Below are 17,719 nucleotides of genomic sequence, written 5' to 3'. Positions count from 1 at the left end.
CTCCGAACCTGCTGCCGTCACCGGCTCCTCCGTCCATTCGCGTCACATCGTGGCACGGGCAGGGCCCGAGCGGACCCGCGCCGAAGCGCCGACCTCAGGTGTCGGTCCGATAACGGACCTGACAGCGACTCTTATACACCCTTGACACCCCAAAAGGTCTAGGCCAAGCTGCCAGAACTGGTCTAAACCATTAAAGACCACGGTCGGTCCTTAGAGGAGAGTGCTGTGAAGCGTGGGCTCATAGCGGCGACGGGTGTCGCGGCCATGTTGGTGAGTGTTGCGGCCTGCGGGTCCGGCGACGGTGACAAGAAGTCGGGTGCCGACGGCTTCAAGGGCGAGACCCTGAACGTCTGGTTCATGGATGGCTCGAATCCGCCGAAGTGGACCAAGGACGTCCAGGCCGAGTTCGAGAAGAAGACGGGCGCCAAGCTCAAGATCACCATCCAGAAGTGGAACGGCATCCAGCAGAAGCTGACCACGGCGCTCTCCGAGACCAACCCCCCGGACGTTGTCGAGATCGGCAACACCCAGACGCCGATGTACGCGCAGACCGGCGGCCTGGAGGACCTCTCCGACCTCAAGAAGGAGATCGGCTCCGACTGGACGGAGTCCATCAACAAGTCCTCCATCTACGACGGCAAGCAGTACGCCGCGCCGTGGTGGGCCGCCAACCGCGTCGTCGTCTACAACAAGAAGATCTGGGCCGACGCCGGCATCAAGGACACGCCCAAGACGCGCACCGAGTTCCTCAAGGACCTCGACGCGATCAAGAAGAAGGGCGACGCCGACCCGATCTACCTGCCCGGCCAGAGCTGGTACGTGCTCGACGGCTTGTTCATCGGCCAGGGCGTCGAGCCGGTGAAGAAGGAAGGCAACAAGCTCGTCAGCAACCTTGCCGACCCGAAGATCGCCAAGGCCATGGACATCTACAAGCAGTACCAGGCGTTCAGCACGGCCCCCAAGGACAAGGACGAGGCCAACCCGCAGCAGGGCGAGGTCTTCGGCAAGGGCAAGACCGGCGCGTTCATCGGCATGGGCTGGGAGGCGAACGTCTCCATCAAGACCGACCCGGCCATCAAGAAGGACATCGGCTACTTCACGCTCCCCGGTGAGACGGCGGACAAGCCCGAGGGCGTCTTCCTCGGCGGCTCCAACCTCGCGGTCGCCACGGGCAGCAAGAAGCAGGACCTCGCCAAGGAGTTCCTGAAGGTCGCCCTCTCCGACAAGAACGAGTCCGCGCTGGCCAAGGAGGTCGGCAACGTCCCGAACAAGCAGTCCCTGATGGACGCGGTCAAGGGCAACGCGGCCGCCGAGGCGATGACCCCCGCCGTCGCGGGCGGCGGCACCACCCCGCTGGTCCCCGAGTGGGCCGCGGTGGAGAACGAGCCGAACCCGATCAAGGCGTACATGACCGCCGTACTGAACGGCAAGTCCGCCGACGAGGCCGCCAAGCAGGTCGAGTCCGACATGAACAAGCGGCTCAGCCAGAAGCAGTGAGCCCGGCGGGCCCCGCGCCCGCACGTGAGATCCGTACGGACCGGCGCAGCCTCCCGGTCCGTACGGACTTCCGTCCGTAAGCACCCCTCTCCGGCCCCCGGCCGACGGCTCGCGCCCTCGGCCCCGGCCCTCCGGCCCCGGGTTTCGGCTTCCGGCTCCGGCCGGGTCCGTACGGGCCCCTGGTACGACCACGCACGGCGCGCTCGGCGCAGGAAGAAGAACCCATGTCCATCGAGTCGAAAGAGGTCCCCGCGGACCTCGTCGCCCCAGGGGCCGGGAGCGCCGGGCCACCACCGGGCAAGCGCGCCCGCGGCGCCGGACGGGGCGCGAGGGGCGGCGCGGCGCCGTACCTCCTGATCCTCCCCGCGGCGATCGTCACGGTGCTGCTGCTCGGCTGGCCGCTGATCAACAACGGCCTCATCTCGTTCCAGAACCTCAATCCGCGCCAGCTGATCCAGCACGTCACCGAGTGGACCGGGTTCGACAACTACGCCGACCAGCTGGGCAGTTCCGACTTCTGGGGCGTCACGCTCCGGACGGTCCTGTTCACCGCCGCCAACGTCTTCCTGATCATGGTGATCGGCTCGCTGATCGGGCTGCTCCTCGCCAAGCTCGGCAAGCGGATGCGCCTCCTGCTGATGCTCGGCCTCGCGCTCGCCTGGGCGATGCCCGTCATCGCCGCGACCACCGTCTTCCAGTGGCTCTTCGACGAGCGCTTCGGCGTCGTCAACTACGTCCTGGACCAGCTGGGCTGGCACTCGATGGCCCACTACAACTGGATCGGCGACCAGCTCTCGACGTTCTTCGTCATCATCGTGCTGATCGTCTGGCAGTCGGTGCCCTTCGTCGCCTTCAACCTCTACGCGGCGACGACCACCATCTCCAAGGAGCTGTACGAGGCCGCCTCGCTCGACGGCGCCGGCGCCTGGAAGAGCTTCACCTCGGTGACGTTCCCGATGCTGCGGCCCTTCTTCCTGGCCACGACGTTCCTGGAGATCATCTGGGTCTTCAAGGCGTTCCCGCAGGTCTACGCCATCAACCAGGGCGGCCCCGACCACCTCACCGAGACCCTGCCCGTCCACGCGTTCGTGGAGGGCATGGGCAGCCAGCACTTCGGGATGGGCGCCGCGATCTCCATCCTCACCATCCTGATCCTGCTGGCGCTGATGGCGTACTACTTCCGCATCGTCTTGAGGCAAGAGGAGGACGAGCTGTGAGGCGCTCACTTCTGGGCCGCGTCTGGCCGGGAGCGACCGCGGTCGTTCTCTTCATCGGGCTCGTGTTCCCCGTCTACTGGATGTTCGCCACTGCCTTCAAGCAGAACAACGACGTCATCAGCGAGGTCCCGGTCTGGTTCCCGACCAACCCGACCTTCGAGCACTTCTCCAAGGCCATGAACGCCGACGGCTTCTGGACGCTCGTCGGCAACTCCTTCACCGTCACCGTGCTCGCGGTCGTCTTCTCGCTGGTGATCGGCGTCTCCGCGTCCTTCGCGATCGCCCGGATGCGCTTCAAGGGGCGCAAGAGCACCATCCTGATCATGATGATGGCGCAGATGGCCCCCTGGGAGGTCATGGTCATCGCCGTCTACCTGGTCGTACGCGACGCGGACCTGCTCAACAGCCTGGTGCCGCTCACCGCCTTCTACACGATCATGGTGCTGCCCTTCACCATCCTGACGCTGCGCGGCTTCATCGCCGCCGTGCCCAAGGAGCTGGAGGAGTCCGCGATGGTCGACGGCTGCACCCGCCGGCAGGCGTTCGTGAAGGTCGTCTTCCCGCTGCTGGCCCCCGGCCTGATGTCCACCTCGCTGTTCGGCTTCATCACCGCCTGGAACGAGTTCCCGCTCGTCCTGATCCTCAGCAAGGACCCGTCGGCGCAGACCCTCCCGGTCTGGCTCACCGGATTCCGCACCACCTTCGGCGACGACTGGGGCGCCACCATGGCCGCCTCCTCGCTCTTCGCCGTCCCCATCCTCCTCGTCTTCCTGATCCTTCAGCGCAAGGCAGTCAGCGGACTCACCTCCGGTGCAGTGAAGGGATAACGCCCGCCCATGACGACGCTCGCCCGCGACACCGACACCCTGACCCGAGACGCGCTCACCGTTCTGCAACCCGGTTTCACCGGCACCGAGGCCCCCGAGTGGCTGCTGCGCAGAATCGGCGAGGGACTCGCCTCCGTCGCCCTGTTCGGCCGCAACGTCGCCACGCCCGAGCAGCTCGCCGCCCTCACCGCGCAGCTCCGCGCCGAGCGCCCCGACATCCTCGTCGCCATCGACGAGGAGGGCGGGGACGTCACCCGGCTGGAGGTCCGCACCGGCTCCTCGTTCCCCGGCAACTTCGCCCTCGGCGCCGTCGACGACCCGCAGCTCACCCGGGCCGTCGCCCGCGAGCTGGGCCGCCGGCTGGCCGAGTGCGGGGTCAACCTCAACTGGGCGCCGTCCGCCGACGTCAACTCCAATCCGGGCAATCCGGTCATCGGCGTACGGTCCTTCGGCGCCGACCCGCACCTCGTCGCCCGGCACACCGCCGCCTACGTCGAGGGCATGCAGTCCGCCGGCGTCGCCGCCTGCACCAAGCACTTCCCCGGCCATGGCGACACCGCCGTCGACTCGCACCACGACATGCCGCGCATCGGCGCCGACCTCGGCACCCTGTACGCCCGCGAGCTGACGCCCTTCCGGGCCGCCATCGCGGCCGGCACCAAGTCCGTGATGAGCGCCCACATCCTGCTGCCCGCGCTCGACCCCAGCCTGCCCGCCACCCTCAGCCCGACCACGCTGCACGGGCTGCTGCGCGCCCCCGAGAACGAGGGCGGCCTCGGCTTCGACGGGCTGATCGTCACCGACGGCATGGAGATGCACGCCATCGCCGGCACCTACGGCATCGAGCACGGCAGCGTGCTCGCCGTCGCCGCGGGCGCCGACGCCATCTGCGTCGGCGGCAACACGGCCGACGCGGAGACCGTGCTGCGGCTGCGCGACGCGCTGGTCGCGGCCGTACGCGCGGGCGAACTGTCCGAGGAGCGGCTCGCCGACGCCGCGGCGCGGGTGCGCGCCCTGGCGCACTGGACTTCGGAGGCGGGCGCGGTGGGGCAGGAGGGGACCGCGCCCGCCCCCGAGGTGGGACTCGTCGCCGCCCGCCGCGCGCTGCGGGTGACCGGCTCGTACGAACCGCTGACCGAGTCCGCGTACGTCGCCGCCTTCACCCCCGTCGCGAACATCGCCGTCGGCGACGAGACCCCCTGGGGCCCCGGCGCCGAGCTCGCGAAGCTCCTCCCGGGCACCGGGACCGGCACGTACGACGCCGAACTCGCCGCCGCGCAGGGGACGCCCGCAATGATCGCAAATGTGCTCGGCGCCGCCGCGGAACGTAGGATCGTCGCAGTGGTACGCGACGTCCACCGGCACCCCTGGATGGCCGACGCACTGGAAGCCCTGCTCGCCGCCCGGCCGGACACGGCCGTCGTCGAGATGGGCGTGCCCCAGGCGCCGCCGGCCGGAGCGCCGCACATCGCGACTCATGGGGCCGCCCGCGTCTGCGGACGGGCCGCCGCGGAGGTCATCACCGGCAAGGGCGCCGGGCGCTGAGCCCCGTGGTTCGTACGCAACACAGCCATTTGGAGGCACCCAGCATGTCCGCCACGACTCCCGGCGAACGCAGCGAGCAGCCGGGCCGGATCATGTCCGGTGAAATCGTCGAGCAGCCCGCCGTGCTGCGCCGCATCCTCGACGAGGGCGGGCCGAAGATCCGGGAGATCGCCGAGGCCGTCGCGGCGAAGAAGCCGCGGTTCGTGCTCCTCACGGCGCGCGGCACGTCCGACAACGCGGCGCTGTACGCCAAGTACCTGCTGGAGGTGCGGCTCGGCATTCCGTGCGGCCTCACCTCGATGTCCACCACGACGGCGTACGGGGCCCAGCCGGACCTCACGGACGTGCTGGTCATCACGGTCAGCCAGTCCGGCGGCTCGCCGGACCTGGTGGCCTCCACCAAGGCGGCCCGCGAGGCCGGCGCGATCACGCTGGCGGTCACCAACAACGCCGACTCGGCGCTGGCCGCGGTCTCCGAGTTCCACATCGATGTGCTGGCCGGCCCGGAGAAGGCGCTCCCCGCCACCAAGACGTACACCGCCGAGCTGCTGTCCCTCTACCTCTTCGTCGAGGGGCTGCGCGGCGGCGACGGCGCCGCCGCCGAGGCGCTGCCCGAGCTGGCCCGGCAGATCCTGGCGCGCGGCGCGGAGGTCAAGCAGCTCGCCGGCCGCTACCGCTTCGCGGAGCGCATGGTCCTGACCTCGCGCGGCTACGGCTACCCGACCGCCAAGGAGGCCGCGCTGAAGCTGATGGAGACCAGCTACATCCCGGCGCTCTCCTACTCCGGCGCGGACCTGCTGCACGGCCCGCTCGCGATGATCGACGCCATCTCGCCGGTCATCGCCATCGTCACCGACGGCAAGGGCGGCGAGGCGCTCCAGCCGGTCCTGGAGCGGCTCCGCGGTCGCGGCGCGGACCTCGTCGTCATCGGAAGCGAGGCCGAGGTCGCCAAGGCGTCCGCGGGCTTCGCCCTGCCGACGGACGGCGTCCCCGAGGAGCTCCAGCCGATCCTGGAGATCCTCCCGCTGCAGCTCCTGGCCTACGAGGTCACCATCGCCCGCGGTCAGGACCCGGACGCCCCGCGCGCCCTGGCGAAGGTCACCGAGACCCGCTGAGGCCGTACGCGCGTACGAATGGGCCCCTCACCCGCGATGGGTGGGGGGCCTGTGTGCCGAAGTGGACTCTCGCCGTCGTGAAAACACTTCGGGCCGCGGCGCCAGGACGGGACCCTCAACCCGACCGGCACCGCAGCCCGGAGCAGACGTCGGCCGACCGGTGGCGCGGAGTGTGCGGGCCCCGCGGCCGGAGAGGCCGACTGAGGTCCGGGACGCGGTCAGGGCAGAGAGCGCCACGGTCCTCGATCCGCCCTCCTGTGCGGGGAGAGCGGAGGCTTTACCACTCCATTGTGGACTAGACCATTCGCCGCTGTCTATGCGTAGGACGAAGTAATGAGGCCCCGGACACGGAAGAATTCCCCGCCCGGCGACCGCCGCGGCGACCGACCCGAAGGCCGTTCCGACGGCCCTCCCGAAGGCTCTCTCGAAGGCCCTTCCGACGGGCCGCCCTTACCGCCCGAAACGGGCTTTCGGGGGAACGCGGGTACGCTCACAGCCGTGCCTTCCATGAACGACCTGGTCCGCCAGCACACCGCCCTCGGCGACTCCGACCTGGAGTGGCTGCATCTGCTGGTCTCCGAGTGGCAGCTGCTCTCCGACCTCTCCTTCGCCGACCTCGTGCTGTGGGTGCCCACCCTCGACGGCACGCGGTACGTCTCCGTGGCCCAGATGCGGCCCAACACCGGCCCCACCTCGTACCAGGACGACATGGTCGGCCACCTGGTGCCGCGCGGCCGGCGGCCCATGCTGGACGCCGCGCTCGACGAGGGCCGGATCGTCCGCGAGGGCGACCCGGAGTGGCGCGAGGAGGTGCCCGTACGCGTCGAGTCCATCCCGGTCCGGCGCGAGGGCCGGGTGCTGGGCGTCATCGCCCGCAATACGAACCTGCTGACCGTGCGGACCCCGAGCCGGCTGGAGCTGACCTACCTCCAGAGCGCCTCCGACCTCGCCCAGATGATCGCCGCCGGGGCGTTCCCCTTCCCCGGCCAGCAGGTCGACATGGACGCCTCGCCGCGCGCCGGCGACGGCCTGATCCGCCTCGACGCCGACGGCATCGTGCAGTACGCGAGCCCCAACGCGCTCTCCGCGTACCACCGGCTCGGCCTCGCCGCCGACCTCGTGGGCCACCATCTGGGCGAGGCCACCGCCGAGTTGGCGCCCGCCCGCGGCCCCGTCGACGAGGGGCTCGCCAAGCTCGCCAGCGGCTGGGCGCCGCGTGAGTTCGAGGTCGAGGGCGACGACGGCGTCATTCAACTGCGCGCCATCCCGCTCAAACCGAAGGGCAACCACATCGGTTCGCTCGTACTGCTGCGCGACGTCACCGAACTGCGCCGTCGCGAACGTGAATTGATCACCAAGGACGCGACCATCCGGGAGATCCACCACCGGGTGAAGAACAACCTCCAGACGGTCGCCGCGCTGCTGCGCCTCCAGGCCCGCCGGATCGGCTCGGGGGAGGGGCGGGAGGCGCTGGAGGAGGCGGTCCGCCGGGTCGGCTCGATCGCGATCGTGCACGAGACGCTGTCGCAGAATCTGGACGAGCGGGTGGAGTTCGACGAGATCGCCGACCGGGTCCTGGCCATGGTCGCCGAGATCGCGCCGGGCAAGGTGACCGGCCGCCGCACCGGCCGCTTCGGCGTCCTCGACGCCGAGGTCGCCACCCCGCTGTCGATGGTGCTCACCGAGGTCCTGCAGAACGCGCTGGAGCACGGCTTCGGGCCGGGGGAGCAGGGCACGGTCGAGGTGCTGGCGGTGCGCGCCGCCGCGCGCGAGGAGTCCCGGCTGCGGGTCACCGTGCAGGACGACGGGTGCGGGCTGCCGCCGGGCTTCGACGCGCAGCGCGCCGGGAATCTGGGCCTCCAGATCGTACGGACCCTGGTGGAGGGCGAGTTGAGCGGGAAGTTCGACATGGTGCCCGCGCCGGAACGCGGCACGCGCGTCATCCTCGACATCCCGGTGCGCGGCGAGAAGCACTGAGCGCCGCCGCCGAAGGCGGTGGACAGCACTGAGCCCCGGACCGTGGATACGGTCCGGGGCTCCACAACTCACGTTGCTGTGCGCATCGGGGGTACTGCGCGCTGCGGCTCGGGGGCCGAGGGGCGTCGTCAGGCGGTAGCGTTACGCGCCCGGTTGCGGGCGGCGCGGCGCTTCATTGCGCGGCGCTCGTCCTCGCTGAGGCCACCCCAGACGCCGGAGTCCTGGCCGGACTCAAGCGCCCACTGCAGGCACTGCTCCATGACGGGGCAGCGGCGGCAGACGGCCTTGGCTTCCTCGATCTGCAGCAGCGCAGGACCGGTGTTGCCGATGGGGAAGAACAGCTCCGGGTCTTCCTCACGACAAACGGCGTTGTGACGCCAGTCCATGGCTGCTACCTCTCCTCGTATTGCGGTTACGTCGCTTGTGAATGTGAACGCTTTCACGAATCCCCCCGCGAATGAAGGGCCGACGCCACGTCGAAAGAACGCGTGTGGTCCTAGAAAAGAGGAGGGGGTTCGGGCTCTCATGGGGGCCGGTGATGAGCGGCCGTCCCGATCGCCATGAAGAGAGTCGCAAACCTCAGCGGCGGATACAACCCCTTCCGGAAAGTTTTTTTGGATTCCTCGGTGTCGGCTAGGTCACAGCCGTACTTCCAGGGGGTGGAACCCAGCCTAAACGTTCGAGTGGAAGGACTTTAGCCCCTACCACTCACACAATCACACGCAGTGCCCGGCGTACGCCTGTGAACGTCACGCTCGTTCGCAGTCCCAGGTGGTCGCCGTCCATCTGGAAGGGCAGTGGAACCTGGGAATGCAAGGTGAAGGCCGTCAAGTCGTGCAGCCCCACCACATGCTTCCCGCGGGGGCCGCGCTCCGGCGTTGACGTCATCAGCTGCGTCATGTGGCGGGCGGCCGTCGGGGTGGACAGCCGGGTGAAAGCGAGCAGGTCAAGGGCGGTGTCGAAGGACGCCTCGGGGCTCGCGTACACCGGCCGGTTGCCGAAATAGGTCCACGGCGAGGTGTTGCAGATTATCGACACGACGAGATCCTCGACCGGATCCTCGCCCGGCCGTTCGAGGGTGATCGTGCCGCGCCGGCGGTTCGCCTCGCCGAGGAATTGCCGCATCACCTGTCGTGCGTACAGGGCATGGGTCGAACGCTTGCCGCGCTCACGCTGCTGTTCCACCCGCCCGATCACTCCGGCGTCGAATCCCAGACCCGCGCAGAAAGTGAACCAGCGTTCCGGAACTCCCTCGTCCTCGGTGCCCGGAGTTCCCGTCGCGAGCCCGAGGCCCACCGTGCGCTCGGTGCCCTCGCGGAGCGCGTTCAGCAGCGCGCCGGTCGCCTCGACGACGTCGTTGGGCAGCCCCAGCGAGCGGGCGAAGACATTGGTGGAACCGCCGGGGACCACGGCGAGCCGCGGCAGGCCCGAGACGTCCGGGCCGCCGCTCAGCAGGCCGTTGACGACCTCGTTCACCGTGCCGTCGCCGCCGAGCGCCACGACCAGTCCGGTGTTGCCGTCCTCGGCGGCCCGGCGCGCGAGGTCGCGGGCGTGCCCCCGGTACTCGGTGGTCGCGACCTCCAGCTTCAGGTCGCTGGCGAGCGCGTGCACCAGGACATCGCGGGTGCGGGCACTGGTGGTGGTTGCCGACGGATTGACCACGAGAAGCGCGCGCATGGGCGCCAGACTACCTACGTGGGGGTATGTGTCCCGCTCCTGGCCCATCTCGCACCCTGTCTCCCGGCTCGTCCCCCCGCCGCCCCGGCCGCCCGCTCCCGGCCCGGTACGGACCCGGCCCCGCACCTCGTACGGAGCGTGATCCCGGCGCGTGATCCAGGACCTGTACGGAACCCGGCCCGGCGTACTCCCTGGAGGGCCGCTCACGGGCCCGGCGGGCTACCCTGCAGGGGTGAGTCCCAAGCAGAGCCCCAACGCCGCCCCAGCCCCCGCGCCGGCCGGTCCGCGACCGGCCCGGCTGACCGCGGCGGCGGCGCTCGCCGCCGTCGAGGGCGTGGCCCTCGTCGGCCTCGGCGTCTACATGCTGGTCATGGGGCTGGCGGGCGACCCCGACAGCCGGATGCAGGCGGAGACGGGCGGGCTGACCGTGCTCGTACTGGCCGCGCTGCCGCTGACCGCCGCCCGCGGACTGCTGCTGCGGCGGCGCTGGAGCCGCGGGCCCGCGATGATCACGCAGCTGCTGTCGCTGCCCGTCGCCTGGACGCTCATCAGCAACGGCGGCGCGCTGATCGCCGTCGGAGCGGCGCTCGCCGCCGTCGCCGTGGTCGTGCTGGCGCTGCTGGTCAACCCGACGGCCACCGAGGCACTGGGCATCGGCCCCCGCGACGCGTAGCCGGACCCGACGCTCCGCCTGTCACTCCTCCACGAGGAGCTTGTCGCGGAGCTGGGCGAGGGTCCGGGCCAGCAGCCGGGAGACGTGCATCTGCGAGATGCCCACCTCCTGCGCGATCTGCGACTGCGTCATATTGCCGAAGAAGCGGAGCAGCAGGATCTTCTTCTCGCGCGGTGGAAGGTCCTCCAGCAGCGGCTTGAGGGACTCGCGGTACTCGACGCCCTCCAGCGCCTCGTCCTCCGCCCCCAGGGTGTCCGCGACGGCCGGCGACTCGTCGTCGGTGTCCGGCACGTCCAGGGAGAGGGTGCTGTAGGCATTGGCCGACTCCAGCCCCTCCAGCACCTCCTCCTCGGAGATGCTCAGCCGCTCGGCGAGCTCGTGCACCGTGGGCGCGCGGCCGTGCTGCTGGGACAGCTCCGCCGTCGCCGTGGTGAGGGCCAGCCGCAGCTCCTGGAGCCTGCGCGGCACCCGCACCGCCCAGCCCTTGTCCCGGAAGTGCCGCTTGATCTCGCCGACGACCGTCGGCGTCGCGTACGTGGAGAACTCCACGCCGCGATCCGGGTCGAACCGGTCCACGGACTTGATCAGACCGATCGTGGCGACCTGGGTCAGGTCGTCCAGCGGCTCTCCCCGGTTGCGGAACCGCCGCGCCAGGTGCTCCACCAGCGGCAGGTGCAGCCGCACCAGGTGGTTGCGCAGCTCGGCCCGCTCGGGCGAGCCCACCGGAAGCTCCCGCAGTTCGAAGAAGAGCGCTCGCGCACCACTGCGATCATGGGGGTCGTGGTGCTGGTGCCACGTCTGGTGCTGGTGCTGATCCATGTGGTCCGCCCGCTCTGGTCGGTCGCCGGGCTGCTCCGGCTCCACGTCCGCCGGGTGCGGCCGGGCAGGCTGTTGCGGGATGCCCGGGGTGCGCACTCCCCGCGATGATGCAGTACTCACGGAGCCCCCTCTTTTGTCACGGCTGTCCGGGACCTGCGCCGCGCTTCTTGTGCAGGCTGATGCTGACCGTACGGTCGTCCGCGACCGTCGAGTCGACCTCGCCGGCCAGCGCGGAGAGCACCGTCCAGGCGAAGGTGTCGCGCTCGGGCGCGCGGCCGTCCGTGGTGGGCGCCGAGACGGTCACCCGAAGAGCGTCCCCGACCAGGCGGAAGACGCAGCTGAGAACACTGCCGGGAACGGCTTGTTGCAGCAGGATCGCGCACGCCTCGTCCACCGCGATGCGCAGATCCTCGATCTCGTCGAGAGTGAAATCCAAACGGGCTGCGAGGCCGGCTGTCGCCGTACGCAGTACCGACAGGTAGGCACCCGCAGCGGGCAGCCGGACTTCCACGAAGTCCTGAGTCCCGGGCTCGCCTGCGATCTGGGACACCCTCACCTCCAAGGTGGCACAAGCTTGTTGAGCTGTTACGAGCGCCGGTCCCACAGTCCTCGTGACGGAGGCTGAGAGGGCCGGCGCGGCACACGGTTCGCCCGCGACGCTATCGCGATCCGGGTCGTGGTGCCGCAGCCCCACGACTGTCACTCATGGTAAGCCCATGAGTACGGACAGTGGCTAGGGGTCTGCGGCCTCAAATCGAAAGAGAAGTCGTCCTGTTGGCGTTTCCGTCACTCTCCGCTACTGCCGCGAGAGCCTGAAGCGGCTCCCCGGACAACCGTTGTACGGTCCACCCGTCCATCGGCTCGGCGCCGATGGCCCGGTAGAAGTCGATCGACGGTTCGTTCCAATCCAGCACTGACCACTCGAAACGCTGATACCCACGCTCGACGCATATACGCGCGAGAGCCGCGAGAAGCGCCTTTCCGTGACCTTCACCGCGCGATTCCGGCCGCACATAGAGATCCTCAAGGTAGATACCGTGCGTGCCCGTCCACGTCGAATAGTTACGGAACCAGAGCGCGAAGCCGACCGGTTGGGCCGGAGCGCCGTCCGCGCCCGCGCCGTTTTCGTCGCTCTCCGCAATCAGAGCGAAGACCGCGGGGTGCTCCCCGAAGAGCGCTTCGCGCAGCTGCTCCTCACTCGCCCGCGCGTCCGCCAGAGCCCGTTCGTACGCGGCGAGTTCGCGGATCATCGCGTGAATGACGGGTACGTCGGCGGGGGCGGCGGCTCGGATCATGAGTGCATGCTAACCGGCCGGTCCGACAACGCGGTCGGCGCTGCCGGGGGAGGGCCGCGGAGGGGGCGGCGGAGGAAGGCTCCGGCCTCAGACGATCCGCTGGTCCGGGAAGCACCAGCGCCAGTTCTCACCCGGCTCGAAGCTGCGCATCACCGGGTGCCCGGTCTCCTCGTAGTGCCCCGTGGCATGCCGGAAGGGCGAGGAGTCGCAGCAGCCGACGTGCCCGCACTCCAGGCACAGCCGCAGCTGCACGGGGTGGCTGCCCGCCGCCAGGCACTCGCGGCAGGTGGCGCTCAGCGGCTGGGGCTCGGGGCGCGGCAGCTCGGGAACGTGGGGGCACTCACTCATGATGACCAGGTTAGATCGGGTAGGCGGGCGGCGGAGCCGCCCCGTGCGGGCCAGTACGAGAGGGAGCCGGAACAGCACATGATCAAGATGGGGGCATAGCCGATGGACGTCATGCCACTGCTGATGCTCGTCGCCGTCAGCGCGGCCGTCGCGGGCGTGGCCCGCCGGGGGCCCGTCCCCGCGCCGCTGCTGCTGGTCGCCGCCGGGCTCGCCGCCTCGTACGTACCGGGGGCGCCGGACTACACCCTCGACCCGGACATCGTGCTGCCGCTGCTGCTGCCGCCGCTCCTGCACACCGCGGCGCTCGACAGCTCGTACCTGGACCTGCGGGCCAACGTCCGGCCGGTCGCGCTGCTCTCGGTCGGCTATGTGCTCTTCGCGGCCCTCGCCGTCGGCTACGTCGCCTACCTCGTGGTGCCGGACCTGCCGCTCACCGTCGCCCTGGTGCTGGGCGCCGTGATCGCCCCGCCGGACGCGGTCGCCGCCACCGCCATCGCGCGCCGCCTGCGGCTGCCCTCCCGGATGACCACGATCCTCCAGGGCGAGTCCCTGGTGAACGACGCGACCGCGATCACCGCCTACAAGGTGGCGCTGGCCGCGGCGGTCGGGGAGGGGGCTACCTGGGGCGAGGGCTTCAAGGAGTTCGGGCTCGCGGCGGTCGGCGGCATCGGCGTCGGCCTCATCCTCATGGTGCCGCTGCACTGGCTGCGCAGGCGGCTGCGGGAACCCTTGCTCCAGAACACGCTCTCGCTGCTGATCCCCTTCGTCGCGTACGCGGCCGCCGAGCGCTTCGAGGCGTCCGGGGTGCTCGCCGTCGTGACGGTCGGGCTCTACCTGGGGCACCACGCCTGGCAGGTCGACTTCGCGACCAGGCTCCAGGAGGCCGCGGTCTGGAAGATGGTCGCCTTCGTCCTCGAATCGTCCGTCTTCGCGCTGATCGGGCTCCAGCTGCGGGTCGTGCTGAAGGGGCTCGGCGAATACGGGGTCGCCGAGGCCGTCTGGTACGCGGCGGCCGTCTTCGTGGCCGTCGTGGCGGCCCGCTTCGTCTGGGTCTTCCCCGCCACGTTCCTGCCGCGCTTCCTGTCTGCCCGCGTACGCGAACGCGAACCCGACACCAATTGGACGGCGCCGGTCATCGTGGGCTGGGCCGGGATGCGGGGGGTGGTCTCCCTGGCCATCGCCTTCTCCATCCCGCTGACCACGCACGAGGACACCGCGTTCCCGGCGCGCAACCTGGTGCTGTTCCTGACGTTCACCACGGTGATCGCGACGCTGGTCGTCCAGGGCCTCACCCTCCCCGCGCTGATCCGCCGACTGAAGCTGCCGGGCCGCGACGTGCAGGCCGAGACCCTCGCCGAGGCCCAGGCCCAGAACGAAGCCTCCACCGCCGCCGAGCGCCGCCTCGCCGAACTCCTCGCCGACGACCGCAACGCGCTCCCGCAGCCGCTGGCGGACCGTCTCCGCACGGTCATGGACCGCCGTCGCAACGCGGTGTGGGAGCGGCTCGGGACGGTGAACGAGACCACGGGGGAGTCGGCGGACGAGACGTACCGGCGGCTGGCCAGGGAGATGATCGGGGCGGAGCGGCGGGTCTTCGTGGAGCTGCGGGACGCCAGGCGCATCGATGACGAGATGCTGCGGACGCTGCTGAGGCGGCTGGACCTGGAGGAGGCCGCCGCTTATCGGGAGGAGGCCGCGGAATGACACGGGGCTTCGCCAAGGGGGCTCCGCCCTGGGGGTGCCGATTGTGGGGGCTGCGCCCCGGTGCCGTTCACGGGGCTCCGCCCCGGACCCCGGTCCTCAAACGCCGGACGGGCTGGGTGGGGCCGGGCTTGTCCTCAAGCGCCGGACGGGCTGGGTGGGCTGGGCTTGTCCTCAAGCGCCGGGCGGGCTGATTGCCATCAAGCGCCGGACGGGCTGGTGGGGCCGGGGCTGCCCTCAACCGCCGGACGGGCTGGGCTTGTGTTCAGAGGGGCGGGCGGGTGTCGTCGCCGTGGCCTGTGATGACGGCCGCGATCGTGGTGCCGTGGGGGAAGGCGTCCTCCTCGGCGAGGGTGGTCAGGCCGTAGAGGGCCTTGGCGACGTATACGCGGTCGAGGGGGAGGCCGTGGCGGGCGGTGAAGTCGTCGGCGAAGGCGTCGAGGCCCGCGGAGCGCCTGGCGTAGCCGCCGCAGTGGAAGCGCTCGTCGAGCCGCCAGTCGCCGCGGCGGGTGCCGAACGCCGCGCGCTGGAGGCTTTCGACCTCGTCGGCGAGGAAGCCGCCGCGGAGCACGGGAAAGCCGATGGCCGACCCGGCGCCCGCCAGCCCGGCGGCCAGGCCGGCGAGGGTGCCGCCCGTACCGCAGGCGACGCCGACGACGTCGGCGACGCCGCGCAGTTCCCGCCCCAGGGAGGCGCACCCGGCCGCGGCGGCGGCGTTGCTGCCGCCCTCGGGTATGACGAAGCACTCCTCGCCGGGGGCGGCCGTGCTCAGCAGTTCCGCCAGCACCTCGGGCTCGGCCTTGCGGCGGTACGTGCCGCGGCTGACGAACAGCAGCCGCATGCCGTCGGCGGCGCACCGGGCGAGGGAGGGGTTCAGCGGCCGGCCGGCGAGTTCGTCGCCGCGTACGACGCCGATGGTGGCGAGGCCCAGCAGGCGGCCGGCGGCGGCGGTGGCGCGCAGGTGGTTGGAGTAGGCGCCGCCGAAGGTGAGCAGCGTGCGGCGGCCGGCCTCGGAGGCCGCCCGCAGGTTGGGCGCCAGCTTGCGCCACTTGTTGCCCGGCAGGTCGGGATGGATCAGATCGTCGCGTTTCAGGAGCAGCCGCAGCCCTCGGCGCGCGAACCGCTCGTCCCGTACCTCCCGCACCGGCGACGGCAGCCGCGGCCGGAGGGCGCTCTCGATGTCCAGGGGCAGGCTCACCTGCCCATTCTGCCCGCGGAGGCCGTACGGGCGCGTGGCGGCCCTCGGCGGGGCCCGTGTGCGGCGGCCTTTCCCGGCCGCCGCACGGTGGCAGTGGGGCGGGTCGGTTCACGTCCTCATTTGAGGCGGTCGTGGACGCGGTCGCGGAGCGAGTCCATGGTGAAGCCCTTGGGGTCTATTTTTCCGGGCTGCCATTCGAGGTGGCCGATGACGGAGCGTTCGGTCCAGCCGTGGTGGCGGCAGATGGCGGCGGCGGCCTTGGCGATGGCGGTGAGCTGGGCCTCGGGCCAGGGGTCTTCGCCGTCGCCGAGGTTCTCGCACTCGAAGCCGTAGAAGTGGATGTTGCCGTCGGTGTTGGCCTCGTTGGCGGAGGGCAGGCGTTTTTCGGCGATGACGGCGCGCAGTACGTCGTCGTCACCGCGCCCGGCGTGGTTGGCGCGGCCGTAGCCGACCAGGTGGACGGTGCCGTCCTTGGCGATGACGCCGTGGCACAGCGGGCCCGGCAGATCGGGGTGGCCCTTACGGCAGAGGTCTACGGTGCGCTGGGTGCCCTTGGTGACAGTGTGGTGGATGACCACGCCGTTGACCGGGCCCCAGTCGCCGTGGGCGTTGCGGTTGTGCGTGCGCCAGTTTCCGACCTCCACGACGGTGATGCCCTCGTCCTTGAGGGCGTCGATGAATGCACTCGCGGACATGGGTGGGGCCATGGCCGCCTCCTTCCCGGTGGGGCGGACGCCGGTCGCGTACGCCCGTATGACCTGCTTGTACCGGAAAGTTCGCAGGTGGGCCAGGCGTTCGGATATCGTGCGAGCCGATCCGGCCGCGGTTGGATCAGTACGTCGACGCCATAGGGACAGGAAACTCGGGCCAGTGGATTACGAGGCCGTACTCGAAGAGGTCGCCGCGTTCGTCCGGCCGCTGGTCGGGCGCGGCCAGGTCGCCCGGTACATCCCGGCGCTCGCCTGCGTGGACGCGAACGCCTTCGGGATAGCGGTCGCCGACGTCGACGGGGGTGTGTACGGCGTCGGGGACTGGAAGACGCCGTTCTCCGTGCAGTCCATCTCGAAGGCGTTCAGCCTCGCCCTCGTCCTCGCCGAGGGCGGCGACATGATCTGGGAACGGGTCGGCACGGAACCGTCCGGAAATCCCTTCAACTCGCTGGTGCAACTCGAATACGAGAACGGCATCCCCCGCAACCCCTTCATCAACGCCGGCGCCCTCGTCGTCACCGACCGCCTCCAGACCCTGACCGGCGACGCCGGCGCCGCCACGCTGGAGCTGATGCGCGCCGAGAGCGGCAACCGCGACGTCGGCTTCGACCTGGAGGTCGCCGCCTCCGAGGGCGAGAACGGCGACCGCAACGCCGCCCTCGCCCACTTCATGGCGAGCTACGGGAACCTCGACAACGACGTCCCCACCGTCCTGGACCACTACTTCCGCCAGTGCTCCATCGAGATGAACTGCCGCGACCTCGCGCTCGCCGGCGGCTTCCTCGCCCGGCACGGGCTGCGCGCCGACGGCACCCGGCTGCTGCCGCGCCGCGAGGCCAAGCAGGTCAACGCGGTCATGCTGACCTGCGGCACGTACGACGCGGCCGGCGACTTCGCCTACCGCGTCGGCCTGCCCGGCAAGAGCGGCGTCGGCGGCGGCATCGTCGCCGTCGTCCCCGGCCACTGCACCATCTGCGTCTGGAGCCCCGCCCTGGACTCCCGCGGCAACTCCGTCGCCGGCGTCGCCGCCCTCGACCACTTCACCACCCTGACGGGGCTGTCGGTCTTCTGACGGGTGCGCCGACCGGTCCGCATGTGGTGGCGTGACCCCCGTCGCGAG

General features: G+C 70.6%; 17 protein-coding genes. 9 read left to right on the top strand and 8 right to left on the bottom strand.

Translation table 11 applies throughout. The features are described from left to right. Positions 1 to 225 precede the first annotated feature (225 nt). The 6 genes from AB0I49_RS14760 to AB0I49_RS14735 all read left to right on the top strand — a co-directional run bounded on the left by AB0I49_RS14760 (position 226) and on the right by AB0I49_RS14735 (position 8,178). Positions 226 to 1,497, top strand: coding sequence for an extracellular solute-binding protein (locus tag AB0I49_RS14760; protein WP_363227319.1), 1,272 nt, complete (start codon positions 226 to 228; stop codon positions 1,495 to 1,497). A 224-nt stretch (positions 1,498 to 1,721) separates the two neighbouring features. Continuing rightward, a complete protein-coding gene (locus AB0I49_RS14755; protein ID WP_363227318.1) occupies positions 1,722 to 2,714 on the top strand; it encodes a sugar ABC transporter permease in 993 nt (330 codons plus the stop codon). Further along, positions 2,711 to 3,541 (top strand): carbohydrate ABC transporter permease, encoded by an 831-nt coding sequence (locus AB0I49_RS14750; RefSeq protein WP_363227317.1) that lies wholly within the window; start codon positions 2,711 to 2,713, stop codon positions 3,539 to 3,541. The genes AB0I49_RS14755 and AB0I49_RS14750 overlap by 4 nt, the downstream gene beginning before the upstream one ends. Before the next feature lie 9 nt (positions 3,542 to 3,550). After that, positions 3,551 to 5,086, top strand: a complete 1,536-nt coding sequence (locus tag AB0I49_RS14745) for a glycoside hydrolase family 3 protein (protein ID WP_363227316.1) — start codon at positions 3,551 to 3,553, stop codon at positions 5,084 to 5,086. A gap of 44 nt (positions 5,087 to 5,130) precedes the next feature. Continuing rightward, complete coding sequence (locus tag AB0I49_RS14740) at positions 5,131 to 6,201, top strand: SIS domain-containing protein (protein ID WP_363227315.1); 1,071 nt, start codon at positions 5,131 to 5,133, stop codon at positions 6,199 to 6,201. Positions 6,202 to 6,708: 507 nt separating this feature from the next. Then, entirely contained in the window at positions 6,709 to 8,178 is a 1,470-nt protein-coding gene (locus AB0I49_RS14735; protein ID WP_363227465.1) for a PAS domain-containing sensor histidine kinase, read from the top strand. Positions 8,179 to 8,306: 128 nt separating this feature from the next. Here AB0I49_RS14735 and AB0I49_RS14730 read toward each other — a convergent pair whose 3' ends face one another. Together AB0I49_RS14730 and AB0I49_RS14725 are read right to left on the bottom strand one after the other, a co-directional pair. Then, a complete protein-coding gene (locus AB0I49_RS14730; protein WP_004937597.1) occupies positions 8,307 to 8,564 on the bottom strand; it encodes a WhiB family transcriptional regulator in 258 nt (85 codons plus the stop codon). A gap of 322 nt (positions 8,565 to 8,886) precedes the next feature. Continuing rightward, on the bottom strand, positions 8,887 to 9,855 hold the full coding sequence (locus tag AB0I49_RS14725; RefSeq protein WP_363227314.1) for a diacylglycerol kinase family protein: 969 nt from the start codon (positions 9,853 to 9,855) through the stop codon (positions 8,887 to 8,889). Positions 9,856 to 10,087: 232 nt separating this feature from the next. Between AB0I49_RS14725 and AB0I49_RS14720 the strand changes: the two genes are divergently transcribed. Next, a complete protein-coding gene (locus tag AB0I49_RS14720; RefSeq protein WP_363227313.1) occupies positions 10,088 to 10,528 on the top strand; it encodes a hypothetical protein in 441 nt (146 codons plus the stop codon). A gap of 21 nt (positions 10,529 to 10,549) precedes the next feature. On the opposite strand, the gene AB0I49_RS14715 is transcribed toward AB0I49_RS14720, so the two are convergent. The 4 genes from AB0I49_RS14715 to AB0I49_RS14700 all read right to left on the bottom strand — a co-directional run bounded on the left by AB0I49_RS14715 (position 10,550) and on the right by AB0I49_RS14700 (position 12,990). Then, positions 10,550 to 11,467 carry an RNA polymerase sigma factor SigF gene (locus tag AB0I49_RS14715; protein ID WP_363227312.1) on the bottom strand — a complete coding sequence of 306 codons (918 nt, stop codon included), beginning with the start codon at positions 11,465 to 11,467 and terminating at the stop codon, positions 10,550 to 10,552. Between the two features lie 16 nt (positions 11,468 to 11,483). After that, positions 11,484 to 11,897, bottom strand: a complete 414-nt coding sequence (locus tag AB0I49_RS14710) for an anti-sigma regulatory factor (protein ID WP_116213824.1) — start codon at positions 11,895 to 11,897, stop codon at positions 11,484 to 11,486. A 199-nt stretch (positions 11,898 to 12,096) separates the two neighbouring features. Next, positions 12,097 to 12,642 carry a GNAT family N-acetyltransferase gene (locus tag AB0I49_RS14705; RefSeq protein ID WP_363227311.1) on the bottom strand — a complete coding sequence of 182 codons (546 nt, stop codon included), beginning with the start codon at positions 12,640 to 12,642 and terminating at the stop codon, positions 12,097 to 12,099. An 87-nt stretch (positions 12,643 to 12,729) separates the two neighbouring features. Then, on the bottom strand, positions 12,730 to 12,990 hold the full coding sequence (locus AB0I49_RS14700; protein WP_363227310.1) for a UBP-type zinc finger domain-containing protein: 261 nt from the start codon (positions 12,988 to 12,990) through the stop codon (positions 12,730 to 12,732). Between the two features lie 102 nt (positions 12,991 to 13,092). On the opposite strand from AB0I49_RS14700, the gene AB0I49_RS14695 reads away from it, so the two are divergent. Next, positions 13,093 to 14,694, top strand: a complete 1,602-nt coding sequence (locus AB0I49_RS14695; protein ID WP_363227309.1) for a Na+/H+ antiporter — start codon at positions 13,093 to 13,095, stop codon at positions 14,692 to 14,694. 262 nt (positions 14,695 to 14,956) lie between these two features. Here the strand turns inward: AB0I49_RS14695 and AB0I49_RS14690 are convergent, their stop codons facing one another. Beyond that, positions 14,957 to 15,889: a pyridoxal-phosphate dependent enzyme gene (locus AB0I49_RS14690; protein WP_363227308.1), complete on the bottom strand. Its 933-nt coding sequence runs from the start codon at positions 15,887 to 15,889 to the stop codon at positions 14,957 to 14,959. Between the two features lie 116 nt (positions 15,890 to 16,005). Further along, positions 16,006 to 16,596: an N-acetylmuramoyl-L-alanine amidase gene (locus tag AB0I49_RS14685; RefSeq protein ID WP_363227307.1), complete on the bottom strand. Its 591-nt coding sequence runs from the start codon at positions 16,594 to 16,596 to the stop codon at positions 16,006 to 16,008. A 163-nt stretch (positions 16,597 to 16,759) separates the two neighbouring features. Here AB0I49_RS14685 and AB0I49_RS14680 point away from each other — a divergent pair, with 163 nt between their 5' ends. Continuing rightward, positions 16,760 to 17,671, top strand: coding sequence for a glutaminase (locus AB0I49_RS14680; RefSeq protein ID WP_363227306.1), 912 nt, complete (start codon positions 16,760 to 16,762; stop codon positions 17,669 to 17,671). The last annotated feature ends 48 nt before the right edge of the window (positions 17,672 to 17,719 follow it).

Origin of the sequence: Streptomyces sp. NPDC050617 (assembly GCF_040654795.1) — a bacterium.
Taxonomy (GTDB): Bacteria; Actinomycetota; Actinomycetes; order Streptomycetales; family Streptomycetaceae; genus Streptomyces.
Note: the sequence above shows the minus strand (reverse complement) of the source record. Positions and strands in the feature narration are given on the sequence as shown.